Source organism: Tritonibacter scottomollicae (genome assembly GCF_003003215.1).
Classification (GTDB): domain Bacteria; phylum Pseudomonadota; class Alphaproteobacteria; order Rhodobacterales; family Rhodobacteraceae; genus Epibacterium; species Epibacterium scottomollicae.
The window spans coordinates 1-16,022 of the sequence record NZ_PVUF01000030.1 but is presented as its reverse complement, the minus strand read 5'-3'; the positions used below and the strand labels follow the sequence as shown (position 1 = coordinate 16,022).

The 16,022-nt window shown below is 60.0% G+C and carries 15 protein-coding genes; 9 read left to right on the top strand and 6 right to left on the bottom strand.

The window, feature by feature from the left end; translation table 11 throughout:
* Together CLV89_RS21295 and CLV89_RS21290 are read left to right on the top strand one after the other, a co-directional pair.
* Nucleotides 1–361 (top strand): response regulator (locus tag CLV89_RS21295; protein WP_106165610.1); only part of this gene is annotated, 361 nt, incomplete at its 5' end.
* Nucleotides 362–524: 163 nt separating this feature from the next.
* Nucleotides 525–1,283: a response regulator gene (locus CLV89_RS21290; protein WP_106165609.1), complete on the top strand. Its 759-nt coding sequence runs from the start codon at nucleotides 525–527 to the stop codon at nucleotides 1,281–1,283.
* Between the two features lie 835 nt (nucleotides 1,284–2,118).
* On the opposite strand, the gene iolG is transcribed toward CLV89_RS21290, so the two are convergent.
* The 5 genes from iolG to iolD are packed head-to-tail and all read right to left on the bottom strand — an operon-like array spanning nucleotide 2,119 to nucleotide 7,655.
* Complete coding sequence (gene iolG, locus CLV89_RS21285) at nucleotides 2,119–3,108, bottom strand: inositol 2-dehydrogenase (RefSeq protein ID WP_106165607.1); 990 nt, start codon at nucleotides 3,106–3,108, stop codon at nucleotides 2,119–2,121.
* 1 nt (nucleotide 3,109) lies between these two features.
* Nucleotides 3,110–3,940: a class II fructose-bisphosphate aldolase gene (locus tag CLV89_RS21280; protein WP_106165606.1), complete on the bottom strand. Its 831-nt coding sequence runs from the start codon at nucleotides 3,938–3,940 to the stop codon at nucleotides 3,110–3,112.
* Nucleotides 3,937–4,794 (bottom strand): 5-deoxy-glucuronate isomerase, encoded by an 858-nt coding sequence (locus tag CLV89_RS21275; RefSeq protein ID WP_106165605.1) that lies wholly within the window; start codon nucleotides 4,792–4,794, stop codon nucleotides 3,937–3,939. The genes CLV89_RS21280 and CLV89_RS21275 overlap by 4 nt, the downstream gene beginning before the upstream one ends.
* A gap of 12 nt (nucleotides 4,795–4,806) precedes the next feature.
* On the bottom strand, nucleotides 4,807–5,787 hold the full coding sequence (gene iolC, locus CLV89_RS21270) for a 5-dehydro-2-deoxygluconokinase (RefSeq protein WP_106165604.1): 981 nt from the start codon (nucleotides 5,785–5,787) through the stop codon (nucleotides 4,807–4,809).
* A complete protein-coding gene (gene iolD, locus CLV89_RS21265; protein WP_106165603.1) occupies nucleotides 5,787–7,655 on the bottom strand; it encodes a 3D-(3,5/4)-trihydroxycyclohexane-1,2-dione acylhydrolase (decyclizing) in 1,869 nt (622 codons plus the stop codon). Before iolD ends, iolC begins: the two co-directional genes overlap by 1 nt.
* 138 nt (nucleotides 7,656–7,793) lie before the next feature.
* Between iolD and CLV89_RS21260 the strand changes: the two genes are divergently transcribed.
* Genes CLV89_RS21260 through CLV89_RS21250 form a run of 3 tightly spaced genes read left to right on the top strand, consistent with a single transcriptional unit; the run spans nucleotide 7,794 to nucleotide 10,955 of the window.
* Nucleotides 7,794–8,897 (top strand): Gfo/Idh/MocA family protein, encoded by a 1,104-nt coding sequence (locus tag CLV89_RS21260; RefSeq protein ID WP_106165602.1) that lies wholly within the window; start codon nucleotides 7,794–7,796, stop codon nucleotides 8,895–8,897.
* Nucleotides 8,898–8,916: 19 nt separating this feature from the next.
* Nucleotides 8,917–9,810 (top strand): TIM barrel protein, encoded by an 894-nt coding sequence (locus CLV89_RS21255; RefSeq protein ID WP_106165608.1) that lies wholly within the window; start codon nucleotides 8,917–8,919, stop codon nucleotides 9,808–9,810.
* 11 nt (nucleotides 9,811–9,821) lie between these two features.
* Nucleotides 9,822–10,955, top strand: a complete 1,134-nt coding sequence (locus CLV89_RS21250) for a Gfo/Idh/MocA family protein (RefSeq protein WP_106165601.1) — start codon at nucleotides 9,822–9,824, stop codon at nucleotides 10,953–10,955.
* On the opposite strand, the gene CLV89_RS21245 is transcribed toward CLV89_RS21250, so the two are convergent.
* On the bottom strand, nucleotides 10,952–11,956 hold the full coding sequence (locus CLV89_RS21245) for a LacI family DNA-binding transcriptional regulator (RefSeq protein WP_106165600.1): 1,005 nt from the start codon (nucleotides 11,954–11,956) through the stop codon (nucleotides 10,952–10,954). The genes CLV89_RS21250 and CLV89_RS21245 overlap by 4 nt on opposite strands.
* 177 nt (nucleotides 11,957–12,133) lie before the next feature.
* On the opposite strand from CLV89_RS21245, the gene CLV89_RS21240 reads away from it, so the two are divergent.
* The 4 genes from CLV89_RS21240 to CLV89_RS21225 all read left to right on the top strand — a co-directional run.
* The gene (locus CLV89_RS21240; RefSeq protein WP_106165599.1) at nucleotides 12,134–13,084 is read left to right on the top strand and encodes a sugar ABC transporter substrate-binding protein; all 951 of its coding nucleotides are present in this window, start codon (nucleotides 12,134–12,136) and stop codon (nucleotides 13,082–13,084) included.
* Nucleotides 13,085–13,163: 79 nt separating this feature from the next.
* Nucleotides 13,164–14,288 (top strand): ABC transporter permease, encoded by a 1,125-nt coding sequence (locus CLV89_RS21235; RefSeq protein ID WP_106165598.1) that lies wholly within the window; start codon nucleotides 13,164–13,166, stop codon nucleotides 14,286–14,288.
* Between the two features lies 1 nt (nucleotide 14,289).
* Nucleotides 14,290–15,111 (top strand): ATP-binding cassette domain-containing protein, encoded by an 822-nt coding sequence (locus tag CLV89_RS21230; protein WP_106165597.1) that lies wholly within the window; start codon nucleotides 14,290–14,292, stop codon nucleotides 15,109–15,111.
* 699 nt (nucleotides 15,112–15,810) lie between these two features.
* Nucleotides 15,811–16,022, top strand: a 212-nt coding sequence (locus tag CLV89_RS21225; RefSeq protein WP_133166774.1) for a transposase, incomplete at its 3' end; no start/stop codon positions are given.

The following is a 16,022-nucleotide window of genomic DNA, read 5'->3' as shown; positions in this document are numbered from 1 at the left end:
ACGTGCATTGTCAAAAGTTGATCCGGATGCATTTGTAATCAGAGCAGTGGATGGTGTAGAGGCGCTGGAAATTATCGACGCCGATAATATTCCTAAACCCTATTTTATAATGCTCGATGTCAATATGCCCCGTATGAATGGACATGAGTTTCTGCAAAAGCTGCGGGCGAATAAAAGAGACTCTGAAAGCATGGTGTTTATGTTCACGACATCTGACAGCGCTCGAGATATCGCCAAAGCCTATAGCGAGAGAGTAAATGGCTACATTGTTAAGCCGCAAGGAAAGGCCGGCATGCATAGCATACTGGATACGATTAGGGGCTATTGGAACACCTGTGAACCACCCATGAATGCAGCCTAGCTTCTGACTTGCATCAAACCTGACCGGATGTACTCGGTCGATCCTGCTCAAACAGAACTATGCTCTGGCGCTGATCGCAGCTGCGACAGGCCTCTCGCCACAAAGCTCTGGCGCTGATCGCAGCTGCGACAGGCCTCTCGCCACAAAATAGGGAATGCACGTCATGACGTCAGATCGGCCTCTCGGAAATCGGGATCTACTACCATCGCACCTCAGGACTGAAATCGACATTGAGGGGACAGGTGTTAGCAAAACACGTCTCAAGGTTCTGACGCTGGATGACGATAACGTGGACAGAATGCGTTTGATTCGTATCTGTGAGAAATCGGGGATGAGTTTTGAATATTCAGAAGCGGAAAACTTGAGCCAACTACGGTCTCTTTTGGACCAAGAACCCTTCGACATTGTGTTCCTGGATCACAACCTAGGACGTGATAGCGGACTGGACGCACTCCATATGGTCATCTCACATGAAGACCAGGCCGGGGCAATTCCGATTATGGTCACCGGCGCCAACGATCTAAAAATCGCAATGGATGCGATGCGGAATGGATGTGCCGACTATCTCGTAAAGGAAGAACTAACAGTCGCTTCGTTAACAAAATCAGTTGCGACTGCGGTTGAACGGCGCATGCTCTATGCTGAAATTTCCGCTAGCAAGATGGTTAATCGCGAAGTCGCTAAAGTCGTTCAGCGTTTCATGCTCACCTGTGGACCAGATATCCGGGATATTTTGAAGAATTCAATCAAGAAAACTCGTGGTATGAAGGCATTGATCCGTAACGATCAGACGCTCGACCCGCAGATTCTGTCTGACCTGACGGTTTTAGAGAGAGGGTGTCTAGATCTCACAACATTCGTTGACGATTTGGATAGCGTCCTGCATGGACTTCGGGCCAGTTCGCGTGATCCGAAGCACTAGCTGTGTCCGTTTTGACGAAGATCTCCTGCAGCGTTCGGCCAGCTCCAACGTGTGTGCAGTGCCATTTTGATCGCCAACGAAGATGTGAACGTCCGCTCCGGAAGTCGGGCGGATTTGTTCGCGCTTCCAACCGGGCACCGCTGCAATTCACATGACCTTTGTGATTGAGCTTGCTGCCGTTCGATGATGATATTTGGCAGCACCTGCGGCGAAGGGCGGCTCTTTTCATTGGTCGTGCAGCATGGGGCCGTCAGCCCGCTGGTAGATCCCAAGACTTTGCAAAGTCCGCTACCTGTGCTTCGCTGCCCCTGGTGCTGACCGCAGCATCAGCCAGAGCCGCCGCCGCTTGCTGAATGGCAGCTTTCGGGAAACCCTTCGCGCATGCAGCAGAGATTTCGCTGCACCTTGCGTGAATGTCGTGGTTGGGCTGGCTGCCGTCATCTAGCGTCTGGGATCTGGTGCGGAAACGCTGCGACCCTGCTGCCGCACCGCCGCATGTCCGCTTCGAGCCCAACCTGTACTTTGGATTTTCTCGCTGCGTGCGCTCGCAGCGGCAGAAATGCCGCGCGAGCAAGAGATTTGGTGCCGCCGAGCAGCGGTAAGAGAGGTCATTCATGCAGACCGCAGCGAGGATCATAACTCGAAATCACAAGTCGCGGACAAGGACCCAGCCGCTCGCGCGGCAATCGCGCTTGTTGCGGGCGTAGCGATTTGCCCTAGACGCTGCGTATTTTGAGAGCTGACGAACCTGCCTGATGATGAAATCCCGCGAAAACAGGTGGTCACCAAATGAGTGCAGCCTTTTCTCGGGCATTGTCGAATCTGCCTATTGGCCTCACTCAATGATGATGGCTGTGGCCTCCTTGAACGAGCGCGTAGCGGCGTCGGCAAGAAGCTGCGCGCGCAAACCATCCTGAATGCCCGGTGAGATTGTCGTCTGATCGACCACGCCCGCCACAAAATACGACATCTCGGCGCGAAAGGCGGCCTCGTATCGTTCGAGAAAAAAGTGCTTGGCCGGGGCTTTGGTGAATCCCGCAGTTGTGGCGATTTCCACGGTGTTTTCCAGCATGTTCTCGGCCCGCAACATGCCCCTCGCGCCATGCACTTCGATGCGTTGATCATAGCCGTAACTGGCGCGCCGGGAGTTGGTGATTTGGCAGATCCGGCCGCTTTTCGTGGTCAGCGTGACCGCCGCGGTGTCCACGTCGCCCGCCTGACCGATTTCCGGATCGACGAGCGATGCGCCCACCGCATAGACGCTCACAGGTTCTTCGCCAAGCAGGAACCGGGCCATATCGAGGTCGTGGATCATCATGTCGCGAAACAACCCGCCGGAGCTCTTGACGTAGCTGATCGGCGGCGGCGACGGGTCGCGCGATTGGATCGTCACAATCTCGACCTCGCCGATCTCTCCGGCCTCGATGCGTGCCCGGAGACTGGCAAAATTGGGGTCGAAGCGGCGGTTGAAGGCGGTCATGAAGGGCACGCCTGCGGCCTCGACCGCCTTTATGCAATCGCGGATCCGCTCGGCTGACATGTCCACCGGCTTTTCGCAAAAGATCGCCTTGCCAGCGCTCGCGGCGGCATGGATCAGGTCATAATGGGTGTCTGTTGGTGTGCCGATGACGATGGCGTCCACGTCGGGACTGGTGATGAGGTCGTTGGCCCCCATTGCCACGGCGCCGGTCTTTTCCGCCAGCGCCTTGGCGGGCGCGTCAAAGGCATCTGCCACGGCTGTGACCTTCGCGCCGTCGATCTGGCCGATGGAGCGGGCGTGTACCTGGCCTATTCGACCACAGCCGAGAAGTCCGATGTTCAACATGTCATGCTCCCTTGAAAGATTGCAGCACGGTGCGGGCTGCGGCCACCACCGGATCGTGGGTTTCTTTCAGGATCTGCACGCGGTCGAAGCGTTCGGGATCGCGATTCGCCGCCTCGCGTAACGCCTCGCCGAAGACCATGCGCAGCTCTGTTCCGATGTTGAATTTGCAGATTTTCGAGCCTCGCGCCAGCGCTCGGCGCTGCGCCAAGGGCACGCCGGAGCCGCCGTGGATCACCAAGGGCACCTCGGTCACGGCTTCTATGGCGCGGATGCGCGCCTCGTCGAGACCGCCTTGCTTGTCCTGCTGCAGGTGCACGTTGCCGACCGAAATCGCCATGGCGTCCACACCGGTTTCGCGGGCGAATTGCGCCGCTTCCTCGGGGTCGGTCCCGGCAGAGCCTTCGCCGCCCGAATAGCCGACAAAGCCGATCTCACCTTCGCAGGAGACGCCCGCTGCATGGGCCATCTCGGCAATCGCAGCGGTTTCAGCGATGTTCTCGGCCAGTGGCTTACGCGAGCCGTCGAACATCACCGAGGTAAAGCCGCTGTCTATCGCGATGCGGCAGACCTCGGCGGTATAGCCGTGGTCGAGGTGCGCCACTACGGGTACCGATGCACCTTCAGCCAAATGGCGAAACATCGCGCCCAGCACAGGCAGCGGCGTGTGTTCACGGCACGATGGGCCTGCCTGCAGGATCACCGGGCAGCCTTCGGCCTCTGCCGCGGCCACATAGGCGCGCATGTCTTCCCATCCCAGCGTCACCAACCCGGCAACGGCATAGCCGCCCTTCAGCGCTGGTTGCAGGACCTCTTTCAGTGTCACGAGGCTCATTTGAACTTTGCCACCATGTCCATGATGCCGGGGATGGTGTGCAGTTGCTCTTCGTGGGTCGGCTGGAAATACTGCTTGAGCGAGCGCTGCGACAGTCCGCCGAGGATGGTGAAGTAGTACATCTCGTACCCCGGCAGCACGGCGCAGGGGTGATAGCCCTTGTCGATCATTATCGTCGAGCCGTCCATGATATGATAGGCGTCGCCCGGCTCGTTATCCTCGCGCTGCAGCATCTGCAAACCAGATCCCTTGTTCGGCTTGAACCGGAAATTATAAGTCTCGTCATGGCGGGTCTCGATCAGCTCGCCATTGTCGTCGTGCCGGTCAGTGTCATGCTTGTGGCTCGGGAACCCGGACCAGCCACCCTGACCGACGGTGTAAAGCTCGCTGACCAGCAGGCGACCGACCTTGTCGTGCTGGTTGGCGCCGAGGATATGCTTGATTTTGCGGTGGGTCTTGGTGTCATCCGAGCCGTACTGGACCTTGTCGATGCCGGTTTCGCGCACGTCGAACGGCTCCAGCACCTTGTCGTATTTTGCGCCGGCGATGAAAACTTCGGTGGCATCGCTGACACAGGTCAGCCGGGTCTGCGCGCCGACCGGCACATAGACGCCTTCGGGCTCGCCGTCCCAGACATCGACGCCCCGATTGCCCAGTTTGGCAAAGCTGGCGCCGTCCACATCGACGTCGACCGTGCCGGTAGCGGGGACCACGCAAGTCTCGTAACCGGGCACGGTATAGTCAAAACTTTCGCCCTTCTTCAGCTTGACGATGTTGAAATAGTTCAGCGGCACCAGGTCGTGATCGGCATCGACGATGGGTTTGTTCTGGTTGTCATGTGGTGCGATATGCATTTCGGTTTCCTCTCAGACGTCTGTGGGGCCGGCGCGTTCGGCCAGAAAGGCGTCAAGCTCGGCGGTGGTGGGCATTGCGGGAGCACAGCCGGGCTGGCTGACCACGATGGAGGCGCAGGCAGAGCCGCGCAGGACCGCCTCTTTCAGCGAGCGGCCTTCGGCGATGGCGGCCAAGAGACCGGCCATGAAGCTGTCGCCGGCGCCGTTGGGTTTGATGGCGGTGACCGGGTAGATGCCGGTGCGGATCTCTTCGCCACCCGACAACGTCAGGGCACCCTCGTGACCCATCTTGTAGATCACCATCTTGCCCGAGGCTGCCAGTTCGCGGGCTTTATCGAGACCTTTCTCGATGCCGCCTGCCATAAAGCCGAACTCTTCGTCATTGCCGACGATCAAGTCGCTTTCCTCGCCCGCGCGGGTCAGCACCTCTGCGGCGACTTCAGTCGAGGGCCAGCTATAGGGCCTGTAGTCGATGTCGAATATTACCGGCAGGCCGGCGTTGCGCGCGTTCTCGAAGGCGCGGAAGGTGGAGCCGCGCGATGGTTCCGCCGCGAACACCGTGCCTGCAGTGATCAACGCGCCGAAATCGGCATAGTTCACCCGATCGACGTCTTCTTCGGTGACCTGAAAATCCACCGCGTTGTTGCGATAGATCACCAGCTGGAAATCCTCGATGCAGCTTTCATATACCGCCAGCGAGATGCGGTATTCGCCGCCCAGAACCTTGAGATACTGCGTGTCGACGCCGTAATGCCTGAGCCGGTTGGCACAGAATCGCCCCGCCGCGTCGTCCGACACGGAGGTGACCAGCGCCGACCCCATCCCGAGCTTGCAGAGCCCGGCGCAGATATTGGCCGATGACCCGCCCAGATCGGCCTTGAAGGTCTCGGCCTGGTCGGCCCTTGTGCCTGGCGGGTCGGCGAACATGTCCATGCCCGCCCGCCCGAAGACCGCGAAATTTTTCTTGCGGATACCGTCGATCAACATGCTCATCACACGCCCTTCCGCTGCCGTTCGCGGGTGGCTTCCCAGTCTTCATGCGCCGCGCGCACGCGGTCGCTGTCGGTCACATGCGGCGTGCCGACCTCCCACCAGGCGTGACCTTCGGTCGTCCAGCCTTCGTAGGCATCGACGTCCATCACGATGACATAGGACTTGTCCGAGGCCTTGGCGCGCTTGAATGCTTCGCCCAGTTCCGCCGGGTTGGCGACCTTCTCGGCCTCGGCTCCCATGGACGCGGCGTGCGCGACGAAATCGACGCCAAACGGCTCGGGGATGGTTGGGCAATCGGCGAGCAAGTTGTTGAAGCTTTCGTTTCCGGTGTTGTTCTGCAGCTTGTTGATGACGGCGAAACCGCCGTTGTCGAGCAACATCACGATCAGCTTCTTGCGGCTGAGGACCGACGAATAGAGATCCGAGTTCAGCATCATGTAGGAGCCGTCACCGCAAAAGGTGATGGTGTCCTGCTTCGGTTCCTGCTCGGCCTGCGCGATGCGCGCGCCCCAGGCGCCGGCGATCTCGTAGCCCATGCAGGAAAAGCCGAATTCCACATCGACGGTGCCGGTCTCCAGCGTGCGCCAGTTGGCAGTAACTTCCGCAGGCAAGCCCCCGGCGGCGGCAACCACACGGTCGCGCGGATCGCAGAGGTCGTTGACCACGCCGATGGCCTGGGCATAGGAGTTCGGGCGGTTGCCGGGTTTGACGTTCTCGGCGACGTAGTCGTCCCACTTGGCGCGCTCTTCGCGGGCATTGCTCACCCAGCCCTCGGGCGCGGAATAATCCAGCGCGTCCGACAAAGCCGTCAGCGACAGTTTCGCGTCGCCCACCACCGTCAGCGACCTGTGCTTGGCCGCGTCGTGGCGTGCGGCGTTGATTCCGATGATCTGCGCCTCCTTGGCAAAGGCGGTCCAGGAGCCGGTGGTGAAATCTTGCAACCGGGTGCCAACGGCAAGGATCACGTCGGCCTTCTCGGCAATCGCATTGGCGCTGTCCGAGCCGGTCACGCCGATCGGGCCGATATTGAGATCATGGGTCGCAAGCATGTTGGCACGGCCTGCGATGGTCTCGACCACCGGGATTTGATGCGCCTCGGCAAACGCGGTCAGCTCATTCACGGCCCGCGAATATTGCACGCCACCCCCGGCGATGATCATCGGACGCTCGGCAGCTTTCAGTGCCGCAACCGCATCGGCGATCTCGGCCGCGTCGGGCGACTGGCGGCGGATGCGGTGCACCTTTTTGGCAAAGAACACCTCTGGATAATCATAAGTCCAGCCCTGCACGTCCTGCGGCAAACCGATGAAGGCCGGGCCGCAATCGGCCGGGTCCAGCATCGTCGCCAAAGCAGCGGGCAGCGACTGGAGAATCTGCGCCGGGTGGCAGATGCGGTCCCAGAATCGGCTGCAGGGCTTGAAGGCATCGTTCACGCCAAGGGTAAGATCGTAGTAATTTTCCATCTGCTGCAGCACCGGATCGGGCAGCCGCGTGATGAATGCATCGCCGCAGAGCATCAGCATCGGCAATCGGTTGGCATGGGCCAGCCCGGCGGCAGTCAGAAGGTTGGCGGTGCCGGGTCCGGCAGACGCAGTGCAGAACATGAAGCGCTGGCGCAACCATTGCTTTGCATAACCCGCGGCGGCGAATCCCATGCTGGTCTCGTTCTGGCCGCGATAGAGGGGCAGCTCTTCGCGCACGCCGTAAAGCGCCTCGCCGAGACAGGTCACGTTGCCATGGCCGAAGATGCCGAAGCCGCCACCGCAGACGCGCATCTCCTGGCCGTCGATCTCGATATGCTGGTTGGCCAGCCAGCGAATGATGGCCTGGGCTGTGGTCAACCGGATGGTGCCGTCTGTCGTAGTCATTTGAGCGATGCCCCCCTAGAAATCGTGATCGTCGACGAAATGTCACTTGCGAGATGTCTAGACTCACGATACACCGCTTGCAACCGGTTGCAAACAGAAAACGCATTTGGCGACCACCGACAGGGAGGGGGAAGGGCAATGGCTGAAATCGGAATAGGCATTCTGGGCGGCGGCTACATGGGCAAGGCGCATGCAGTCGCCATGTCCGCGGTGGGCGCGATCTTTGACACCGCACTCAAGCCGCGGCTCGAGATGGTCTGTGCCACCACGCCGCAAAGCGCCGAGCGTTACCGCGCCGCCTATGGCTTTGCGCGGGCGACCGATGACTGGCGGGTGCTGGTGAATGACCAGCGCGTCGAGGCCATCGTCATCGCCACGCCGCAGGAAACCCACCGCGAGATTGCCGAAGCGGCCTTCAAGCTCGGCAAGCCGGTGTTCTGCGAAAAGCCGCTGGGCGCATCGCTGGAAGACAGTGCGGCCATGGTGGCTGCGACAGAGGCGGCGGGCGTGGTCAACATGGTGGGATTCAACTACATCCGCACCCCTGCGAGCCAGTTCGCCCGGCAACTGATCGCCGATGGCGAGATCGGCGACATCACCTGGTTCCGGGGTGAACATACCGAGGATTTCTATGCCGAGCCCGAGGCACCCGCGACATGGCGCACCACCGGCATGGCCAATGGCACGATGGGCGATCTGGCGCCGCACATGATCAACGGCGCGTTGGCGCTGATGGGGCCGGTTGCCCGGGTCATGGGGGTTTATGAGACGGTGCACACCACCCGTCCCGGCGGCACCGTCACCAATGACGACCACGCCCAGATGATGTGTCGTTTCGAGAATGGCGCCATGGGACAGATGTATTTCTCCCGCGTCGCGACTGGACGTAAGATGGGCTATGCCTATGAAATCTCGGGCACAAAGGGCGCGATCCGCTTTGACCAAGAGGATCAGAACGCGCTCTGGCTTTACCGGATGGACGGCCCCGAGGCGACGCGTGGCTTCACCAAGATCCTGACCGGCCCGGCGCATCCCGACTATGCGCCGTTCTGCCAGGGACCGGGGCACGGCACCGGCTATCAGGACCAGATCATCATCGAGGCCAAGGATTTTCTGACCGCCATCGACGCCGGCAAACCGCTCTGGCCCAGCTTCCGCGACGGCCATGAGGTCAATCGCGTCATTGCCGCCACGCTGGCCTCGGCGGATGCCGGGGCCTGGAAAGACATCAACGATTTCTGAACACCGGAGGATGCGGGACATGACTATCAGAATTGGCAATGCGCCCTGTTCATGGGGCGTGGAATTTGCAAGCGATCCGCGCAACCCGACCTGGCAGCACGTGCTGAAGGAATGCGCCGAAGCAGGCTACAAGGGTATCGAGCTGGGTCCGGTGGGCTTCATGCCGGAGGATCCGGCGGTGCTCGGCGACGGGCTGGCCGAACACGGGCTGGAGCTGATCGGCGGCGTGGTGTTTCGTCCCTATCACGACCCGGACGCCTGGGAAGATGTGCTGGACGCGACGCACCGCACGGCAAAGGCGCTGAAGGCGCATGGCGCGGAGCATATGGTGTTGATCGATTCGATCTCGCCGCGCCGCGCGCCCACGGCAGGCCGCGCTGGTGAAGCCGAACAGATGGACCGCGCCGAATGGACCGCCTATCGCGACCGGATCGCGGAAAGCGCGCGCATCGGAGCCGAGGAATACGGGCTGACGGTGGGTATGCACGCCCATGCCGCCGGTTTCATGGACTTCGAGCCGGAATTGGAGCGGCTGCTCGATGAGGTGGATGAAAAGATCCTCAAGATCTGCTTCGACACCGGCCACCATTCCTATGCGGGGTTTGACCCGGTGGCCTTCATGAAAAAGCATATCGGGCGCATTTCCTATATGCATTTCAAGGACATCGACCCGAAAGTCAAAGCAGATGTCATCGAGAACCGCACCGGGTTCTATGACGCCTGCGGTCAGGGCATCTTCTGCAATCTGGGCGAAGGCGACGTGGACTTTCCCGCCGTCAGAGAGGTGCTGCTCGACAAAGGGTTCGAAGGCTGGTGCACGGTCGAGCAGGATTGCGACCCGACGCTCGATCCGGACACGCTGGGGGATGCCCGCAAGAACCGCGAATACCTCGAATCCATCGGCTTCAAATAGGAGGCAAGGACATGGCAAAACTCAAATGGGGCATGATCGGCGGCGGCGAAGGCAGCCAGATCGGGCCGGCACATCGTCTGGGCGCGCTTGCGGACGGACGCTTTGAACTCACTGCGGGCGCTCTTGATCACCGGGCCGACGCGGGCCGCGCCTATGGGCAAAAGCTCGGCATGTCTGCTGACCGCGCCTATGGCGACTGGAAAGAGATGCTGGCGGGCGAAAAGAACCGCGACGACCGGATCGACCTAGTGACTGTCGCCACGCCCAACGCCACGCACTTCGAGATCACACGGGCGTTTCTCGAATCGGGCTTCAACGTGCTGTGCGAAAAGCCGATGACCATGACGGTCGAGGAAGGCGAGGAAATCGTCCGAGTGGCGAAGAAATCCGGGAAAATCTGCGCGGTGAATTACTGTTATTCCGCCTATCCCATGGTCCGGCAGGCCCGCGCCATGGTGCGCGCCGGCGAGATCGGCAAGGTCCGGCTGGTGGTGACCAACTTCAGCCACGGTCACCACGGCGACGCTACCGACGCCGACAATCCCCGCGTGCGCTGGCGTTACGATCCCAAGATGGCGGGCGTCTCGGGCCAGTTCGCCGATTGCGGCATCCACGCTCTGCACATGGCAAGCTTTGTTTGTGACGACGAAGTGGAAACGCTGTCGGCCGATTTCGCATCGACCATCCCCAGCCGCGAATTGGAAGACGACGCAATGGTCAACTTCCGCATGGCGGGCGGCACCGTGGGACGACTCTGGACCTCATCGGTGGCGATCGGGCGGCAACATGGTTTCGACATCCAGATCTTCGGCGAGACCGGCGGGTTGCGCTGGGCGTCGGAACAGCCGAATCAGCTGATCTACACGCCCGTCGGCAGCCGCACCCAGATCATTGAAAAGGGCGAGAGCGGGTTGCACGAAGACGCAACGCGCCTGAGCCGGGTGTCGATTGCGCACCCCGAGGGCTTTCCGCTGGCGGTGGCCAACATCTACTGCGATCTGTCGGATGCGATTGCGGGCGAAACGCGTGACGGCCTGCCCGGTGCAGAGGCTGGCGTGCGCTCTATGGCCGCAGTGCACACCGCTGTCGCTTCGGCCAGGCAAAACGGTGCATGGCTGGACGCGCGCCCGCCGATGTTCCGTTAGGCTTTCAGAGCGGGGCGCAGTGTGCCCCGCTCCACCACTGTGCAGGAAAATATCCGGGCCTCCGGAAACCGGTCGCGATCTTCCAGTGTTGCTGCCATCAACTCAATGGAAGACGTCACGATTTGGCGGATTGGCTGGCGGATCGTCGTCAGGTTGATGTTGTTCCAACGAGCCATCTCCATGTCGTTCAGCCCGATGATCCCGACATCCTTTGGGCAATCGAGGCCACTGTCCTTGATGGCTGAAAGCGCACCGATTGACAGCACGTCGTCTCCCCCGAAATAGGCTTGAGCTGGCTCTTCCTTCAGCAGGCGCAACATTTCTTTCCGCCCGGCGTCAAAGGAATAGGCATCGGCAAAGGAATAGCTCGCCCGGATTGTCGGATGCGCCGACAACTCTGCTATGAAGCCTGCAAGGCGGTCCTGGGTAGAGGTCGCGAATTCAGGTCCACCCATAAAGCCGACACGGGTATAGCCCCGCTCCAACAGAGTGCGTGCTGCCAGCCGCCCGGCTTCCTGGTTGTCGATGCCCACCACATGCACCTCGGGAGCCGAGGAAAGGCTGCCAAAGGAATGCACGACTGGCACCCCGGCATCGCGGAACGCCTTGGAAAATCCCGGCGGCAAGGTCGATGAGGCCACAACCACGCCATCGACGGAATACTGCCGAAGCATCCGCACCGGGTTCGTCGGATCGACCTCTTCGGACAGGTTCACGAGCAACGGACGTAGCCCCCGATCCTGTAACCCACGGGTGAACAGGTCAAAGACTTCCAGAAAGATCGGGTTGTGAAAGTTGTTCGACACCAGTCCGATCAGCTTGGTTCGACCGGTGGTCAGGGACGACGCAAGCGCGTTCGGGCTATAGCCCAGTTCGCGCGCTGCTTTCTCCACCTTGCGCCGCATGGAGACTGACACCGAGGCGCCATCGGTAAAGGTGCGCGAGACGGCCGAGCGTGATACTCCGGCACGCTCAGCAACCTCTTTCAGCGTCACTGGCATTCAATTTTTCCCCTATCACGCTGTGTTGTCGGCAACTTATCCGGATAAGTTACAGCAAAAAAGGTAGGGGCCACAAAATATTCTGCAACCGGTTGCAAATAATCTCGGTTGACGGTACGTTACAGTGGAGGAACGGACTTGATCCGCCTCGAAATTGCAGTTTCCAGGGAGGAAAGCATGAAATCAATTTTTACGAAGCTGGCGATAGTCACGGCCGTTGCTGCCGCACCGCTGATCGCGGCTACGGCGGTGTCTGCCGAGGGTGAGAAATACATCATGGTCAGCCACGCGCCGGACAGCGACAGCTGGTGGAACACTATCAAGAACGGCATCGCACTGGCGGGCGAGCAGATGGGCGTTGAGGTCGAGTACCGCAACCCGCCCACCGGCGATCTTGCGGACATGGCGCGGATCATCGATCAGGCTGCGGCATCCGGCCCCAACGGCATCATCACCACACTAGCCGATGCGGACATCCTTGAAGGTCCGATCCGCAATGCCATCGCCAGCGGCGTCGACGTCATCATCATGAACACCGGCAGCCCCGACAAGGCGCGCGAGATCGGTGCCCTGATGTATGTTGGTCAGCCCGAATACGATGCCGGCCTTGCCGCCGGTCAACGTGCCAAGGGCGACGGCATCGAATCCTTCCTATGCGTAAACCACTACATCGTGCAGCCGTCGTCGCAGGAACGCTGCCAGGGCTTCGCGGATGGCTTGGGTGTCGAGCTTGGCAACCAGATGATCGACGCAGGGCAAGACCCGGGCGAGATCAAGAACCGCGTCATGGCCTATCTGTCGTCCAATCCCGACACGGACGCTGTGCTGACCCTCGGCCCGACATCGGCCGATCCGACGCTGCTGGCGCTGGAAGAAAACGGCATGGCCGGTGACATCTATTTCGGCACTTTCGACCTAGGCGACGAAATCGTCAAAGGCATCAAGTCCGGTGTCATCCAGTGGGGCATCGACCAACAGCCCTTCCTGCAAGCCTATCTGCCGGTCGTGGTGATGACCAACTATCACCGCTACGGCGTCCTGCCGGGCAACAACATCAACTCCGGCCCCGGCTTCGTCACCGCCGACGGCCTGGAAATGGTCGAGAAACTCGCGGGCGAATACCGCTGATTTCCAACTCAGGAAGGGTGCCGCCAATCTGGCGCCCTGCATCTTGCATCCTGAAATCTAAGTCAATGGGAGATGCCGCATGACAAACGCGACCCAACCCACGGCGAAGCCAGACGAACGCGTCAAAGAAATTTCCGCATTTCGTCAAGCGATGATCCGTCCCGAATTGGGCGGCATCGTTGGCACCATTGCCGTGTTCACCTTCTTTCTGCTGTTCGCGTTCGACAGTGGAATGTTCAATAGCCAAGGCGTCATGAACTGGTCCGTTGTTTCGGCGCAGTTCATGATTATCGCCGTGGGCGCCTGCCTGCTGATGATCGCAGGCGAATTCGACCTCTCGGTCGGCTCGATGATCGGTTTTGCGGGCATGATGATTGCGATCTTCGCGGTCACATATGGATGGCCGGTATGGGTGGCCATCATCGTGACTTTTGTGCTCTGCACCGCGATCGGCGCATTGAATGGCTGGATCGTCGTGCGTACCGGCCTACCGAGTTTCATCGTGACTCTGGCCTTCCTGTTCATCCTGCGCGGATTTACCATCTTCCTGCCTCAGGTGATCGAGCGGAAGACCATCATCGGCGGCATCTCGGATGTGGCCGAGGGCGACTGGCTGGCCGCGATCTTTGGCGGCAAAATCCTCGGCGGTGTGTTCAACTGGCTGGGCGACGCCGGGATCATCGCCACCTTCGAGCGCGGCAACAGGATGGGAGAGCCCGTAGTGGACGGTATCCCGATGCTTATCGTCTGGGCAATCGTGCTGATTATCTTTGGCCACGTGCTCCTGACCAAGACCAAGTTCGGCAACTGGATCTTCGCCTCTGGCGGCGACGCCGAAGCGGCCCGCAACTCGGGTGTGCCGGTCAACCGGGTCAAGATCCTGATGTTCATGTTCACCGCTTTCTGCGCGACCGTTTTCGCGGTCTGTCAGGTAATGGAGTTCGGCTCGGCCGGTGCAGACCGTGGTTTGCTCAAGGAATTCGAGGCGATCATCGCCGTGGTAATCGGCGGTGCACTGCTGACCGGCGGCTATGGTTCGGTGCTTGGCGCGGCACTTGGTGCGCTGATCTTTGGCGTGGTCCAGCAGGGGTTGTTCTTTGCCGGTGTCGAAAGCTCGCTGTTCCGGGTGTTCCTGGGCGTGATCCTGCTCGGTGCGGTTATCCTGAACACCTACATTCGTCGCATCATTACGGGGGAACGTTAAGATGACCGAAGAAACCAAGTTTCATCACGGCGACCCCAGCGGCAACGACAAACCGATCATCGAGATGAAGAACATCGAAAAGCACTTCGGTCGGGTGATCGCGCTTGCCGGTGTCAGCTTTGATGTGAAATCGGGCGAATGTCATTGCCTTCTGGGCGATAACGGCGCGGGCAAGTCGACCTTCATCAAGACCATGTCCGGGGTACACAAACCCACCGCGGGCGAGATCTTTTTCGAAGGCAAACCGCTGCATTTCGAGGACCCGCGAGATGCCATCTCTGCCGGAATCGCGACGGTGCACCAGCACCTCGCCATGATCCCGCTGATGAGCGTGTCGCGGAACTTCTTCATGGGCAACGAGCCGGAGAAAAAGATCGCCGGGATCACCTTCTTCGACAAGAAATACGCCGACGAAGTGACCATGGAAGAGATGCGCAAGATGGGCATCAACCTGCGCGGTCCCGATCAGGCGGTTGGCACGCTTTCGGGCGGCGAACGCCAAACCGTGGCGATTGCTCGTGCGGTCCACTTCGGCGCCAAGATCCTGATCCTCGACGAGCCGACCTCAGCGCTTGGCGTGCGTCAAACGTCTAACGTATTGGCGACAATCGACAGGGTCCGCAAACAGGGCATCGGCGTGGTCTTTATCAGCCACAACGTCCGCCATGCGCTCGCGGTGGGCGACAGGTTCACAGTTCTCAACCGAGGTCAGACGTTGGGGACGGCGAAACGGGGCGAGATTTCTCCCGAGGAGCTTCAGGACTTGATGGCAGGCGGTCAGGAACTGGCACAGCTTGAAGGATCACTCGGCGGCACGGTCTGACTACGCCGAAAGCTGACCCCGTTTAATACGACAAGACCCCGCCGACATACGTCACGGCGGGGTTTTGCTTGGCGCAACCCAGAGGCATGACATCCGCTAGTGATTGTTTTCGGGACACCTGTTTTGTCCGAAAGCCAATGCACGGTCGTAGTGGATCGTGCTGTTGATCTCAGACTGCAAAAATGAATTCCCGGACCAAGCCTCCATTTGATCTGGCCAAAGCCCTCTATGGTGCCAATCCGACCCATGGTGGCGCTTGGTTCGGCGCGTATACGAGGCGGTCTGAAGGTCCGGAGCCCAATATGCGTAGTCTACGCTGGAACGCTCTCCGATTGTGAGGCGTCCTGTTGTTTCTTAATAGGGGAGAGATACGCGGTAGCTGGCCAAAGGTGTGTCCACAGCGAAACCTTCTTTAGCCTACTGATTGCGGGACCAGACGCAGCGAAAGGGCGGTTCGAATTCCGCGTCTCAGACCGGTTTTCAATGAACGCATCGACGATGCACGCTGCATCACAGCGGGTAACCTGCCGTACACGCAGAAATTTTCTGCATAAGCAATAGCCGCGACTGCAAAAGACGGCTTTGTCCCGCATCTCACCTGTTCAAACAACGCGCAGCGAATGGTCACTGCATCTGACCTGCTCCCCTGAAAAGTCCGCGGTTTGAAGTTAGCCTGTTCTCCAAACGAGGAGACAGACAATGCGGAAAAGCCGTTTCAGCGAAGAGCAGATCATTGGCATTCTGAGGGAGCACCAAGCCGGCATGGGTGCCAAGGAGCTGTGCCGGAAGCACGGCATCAGCGATGGCACGTTTTACAAGTGGCGCTCGAAGTATGGCGGCATGGAAGTGTCGGAGGCCAAACGGCTGAAGGCGCTGGAGGTTGAGAATGCAAAACTGAAAAAGATGCTGGC

What these genes read in the sequence shown, in the direction of transcription:
- CLV89_RS21290 (WP_106165609.1), top strand. Translation starts at nt 525, where the DNA reads ATGACGTCAGATCGGCCTCTCGGAAATCGGGATCTACTACCATCGCAC.
- iolG (WP_106165607.1), bottom strand. Translation starts at nt 3,108, where the DNA reads ATGTTGAACATCGGACTTCTCGGCTGTGGTCGAATAGGCCAGGTACAC.
- CLV89_RS21280 (WP_106165606.1), bottom strand. Translation starts at nt 3,940, where the DNA reads ATGAGCCTCGTGACACTGAAAGAGGTCCTGCAACCAGCGCTGAAGGGC.
- CLV89_RS21275 (WP_106165605.1), bottom strand. Translation starts at nt 4,794, where the DNA reads ATGCATATCGCACCACATGACAACCAGAACAAACCCATCGTCGATGCC.
- iolC (WP_106165604.1), bottom strand. Translation starts at nt 5,787, where the DNA reads ATGAGCATGTTGATCGACGGTATCCGCAAGAAAAATTTCGCGGTCTTC.
- iolD (WP_106165603.1), bottom strand. Translation starts at nt 7,655, where the DNA reads ATGACTACGACAGACGGCACCATCCGGTTGACCACAGCCCAGGCCATC.
- CLV89_RS21260 (WP_106165602.1), top strand. Translation starts at nt 7,794, where the DNA reads ATGGCTGAAATCGGAATAGGCATTCTGGGCGGCGGCTACATGGGCAAG.
- CLV89_RS21255 (WP_106165608.1), top strand. Translation starts at nt 8,917, where the DNA reads ATGACTATCAGAATTGGCAATGCGCCCTGTTCATGGGGCGTGGAATTT.
- CLV89_RS21250 (WP_106165601.1), top strand. Translation starts at nt 9,822, where the DNA reads ATGGCAAAACTCAAATGGGGCATGATCGGCGGCGGCGAAGGCAGCCAG.
- CLV89_RS21245 (WP_106165600.1), bottom strand. Translation starts at nt 11,956, where the DNA reads ATGCCAGTGACGCTGAAAGAGGTTGCTGAGCGTGCCGGAGTATCACGC.
- CLV89_RS21240 (WP_106165599.1), top strand. Translation starts at nt 12,134, where the DNA reads ATGAAATCAATTTTTACGAAGCTGGCGATAGTCACGGCCGTTGCTGCC.
- CLV89_RS21235 (WP_106165598.1), top strand. Translation starts at nt 13,164, where the DNA reads ATGACAAACGCGACCCAACCCACGGCGAAGCCAGACGAACGCGTCAAA.
- CLV89_RS21230 (WP_106165597.1), top strand. Translation starts at nt 14,290, where the DNA reads ATGACCGAAGAAACCAAGTTTCATCACGGCGACCCCAGCGGCAACGAC.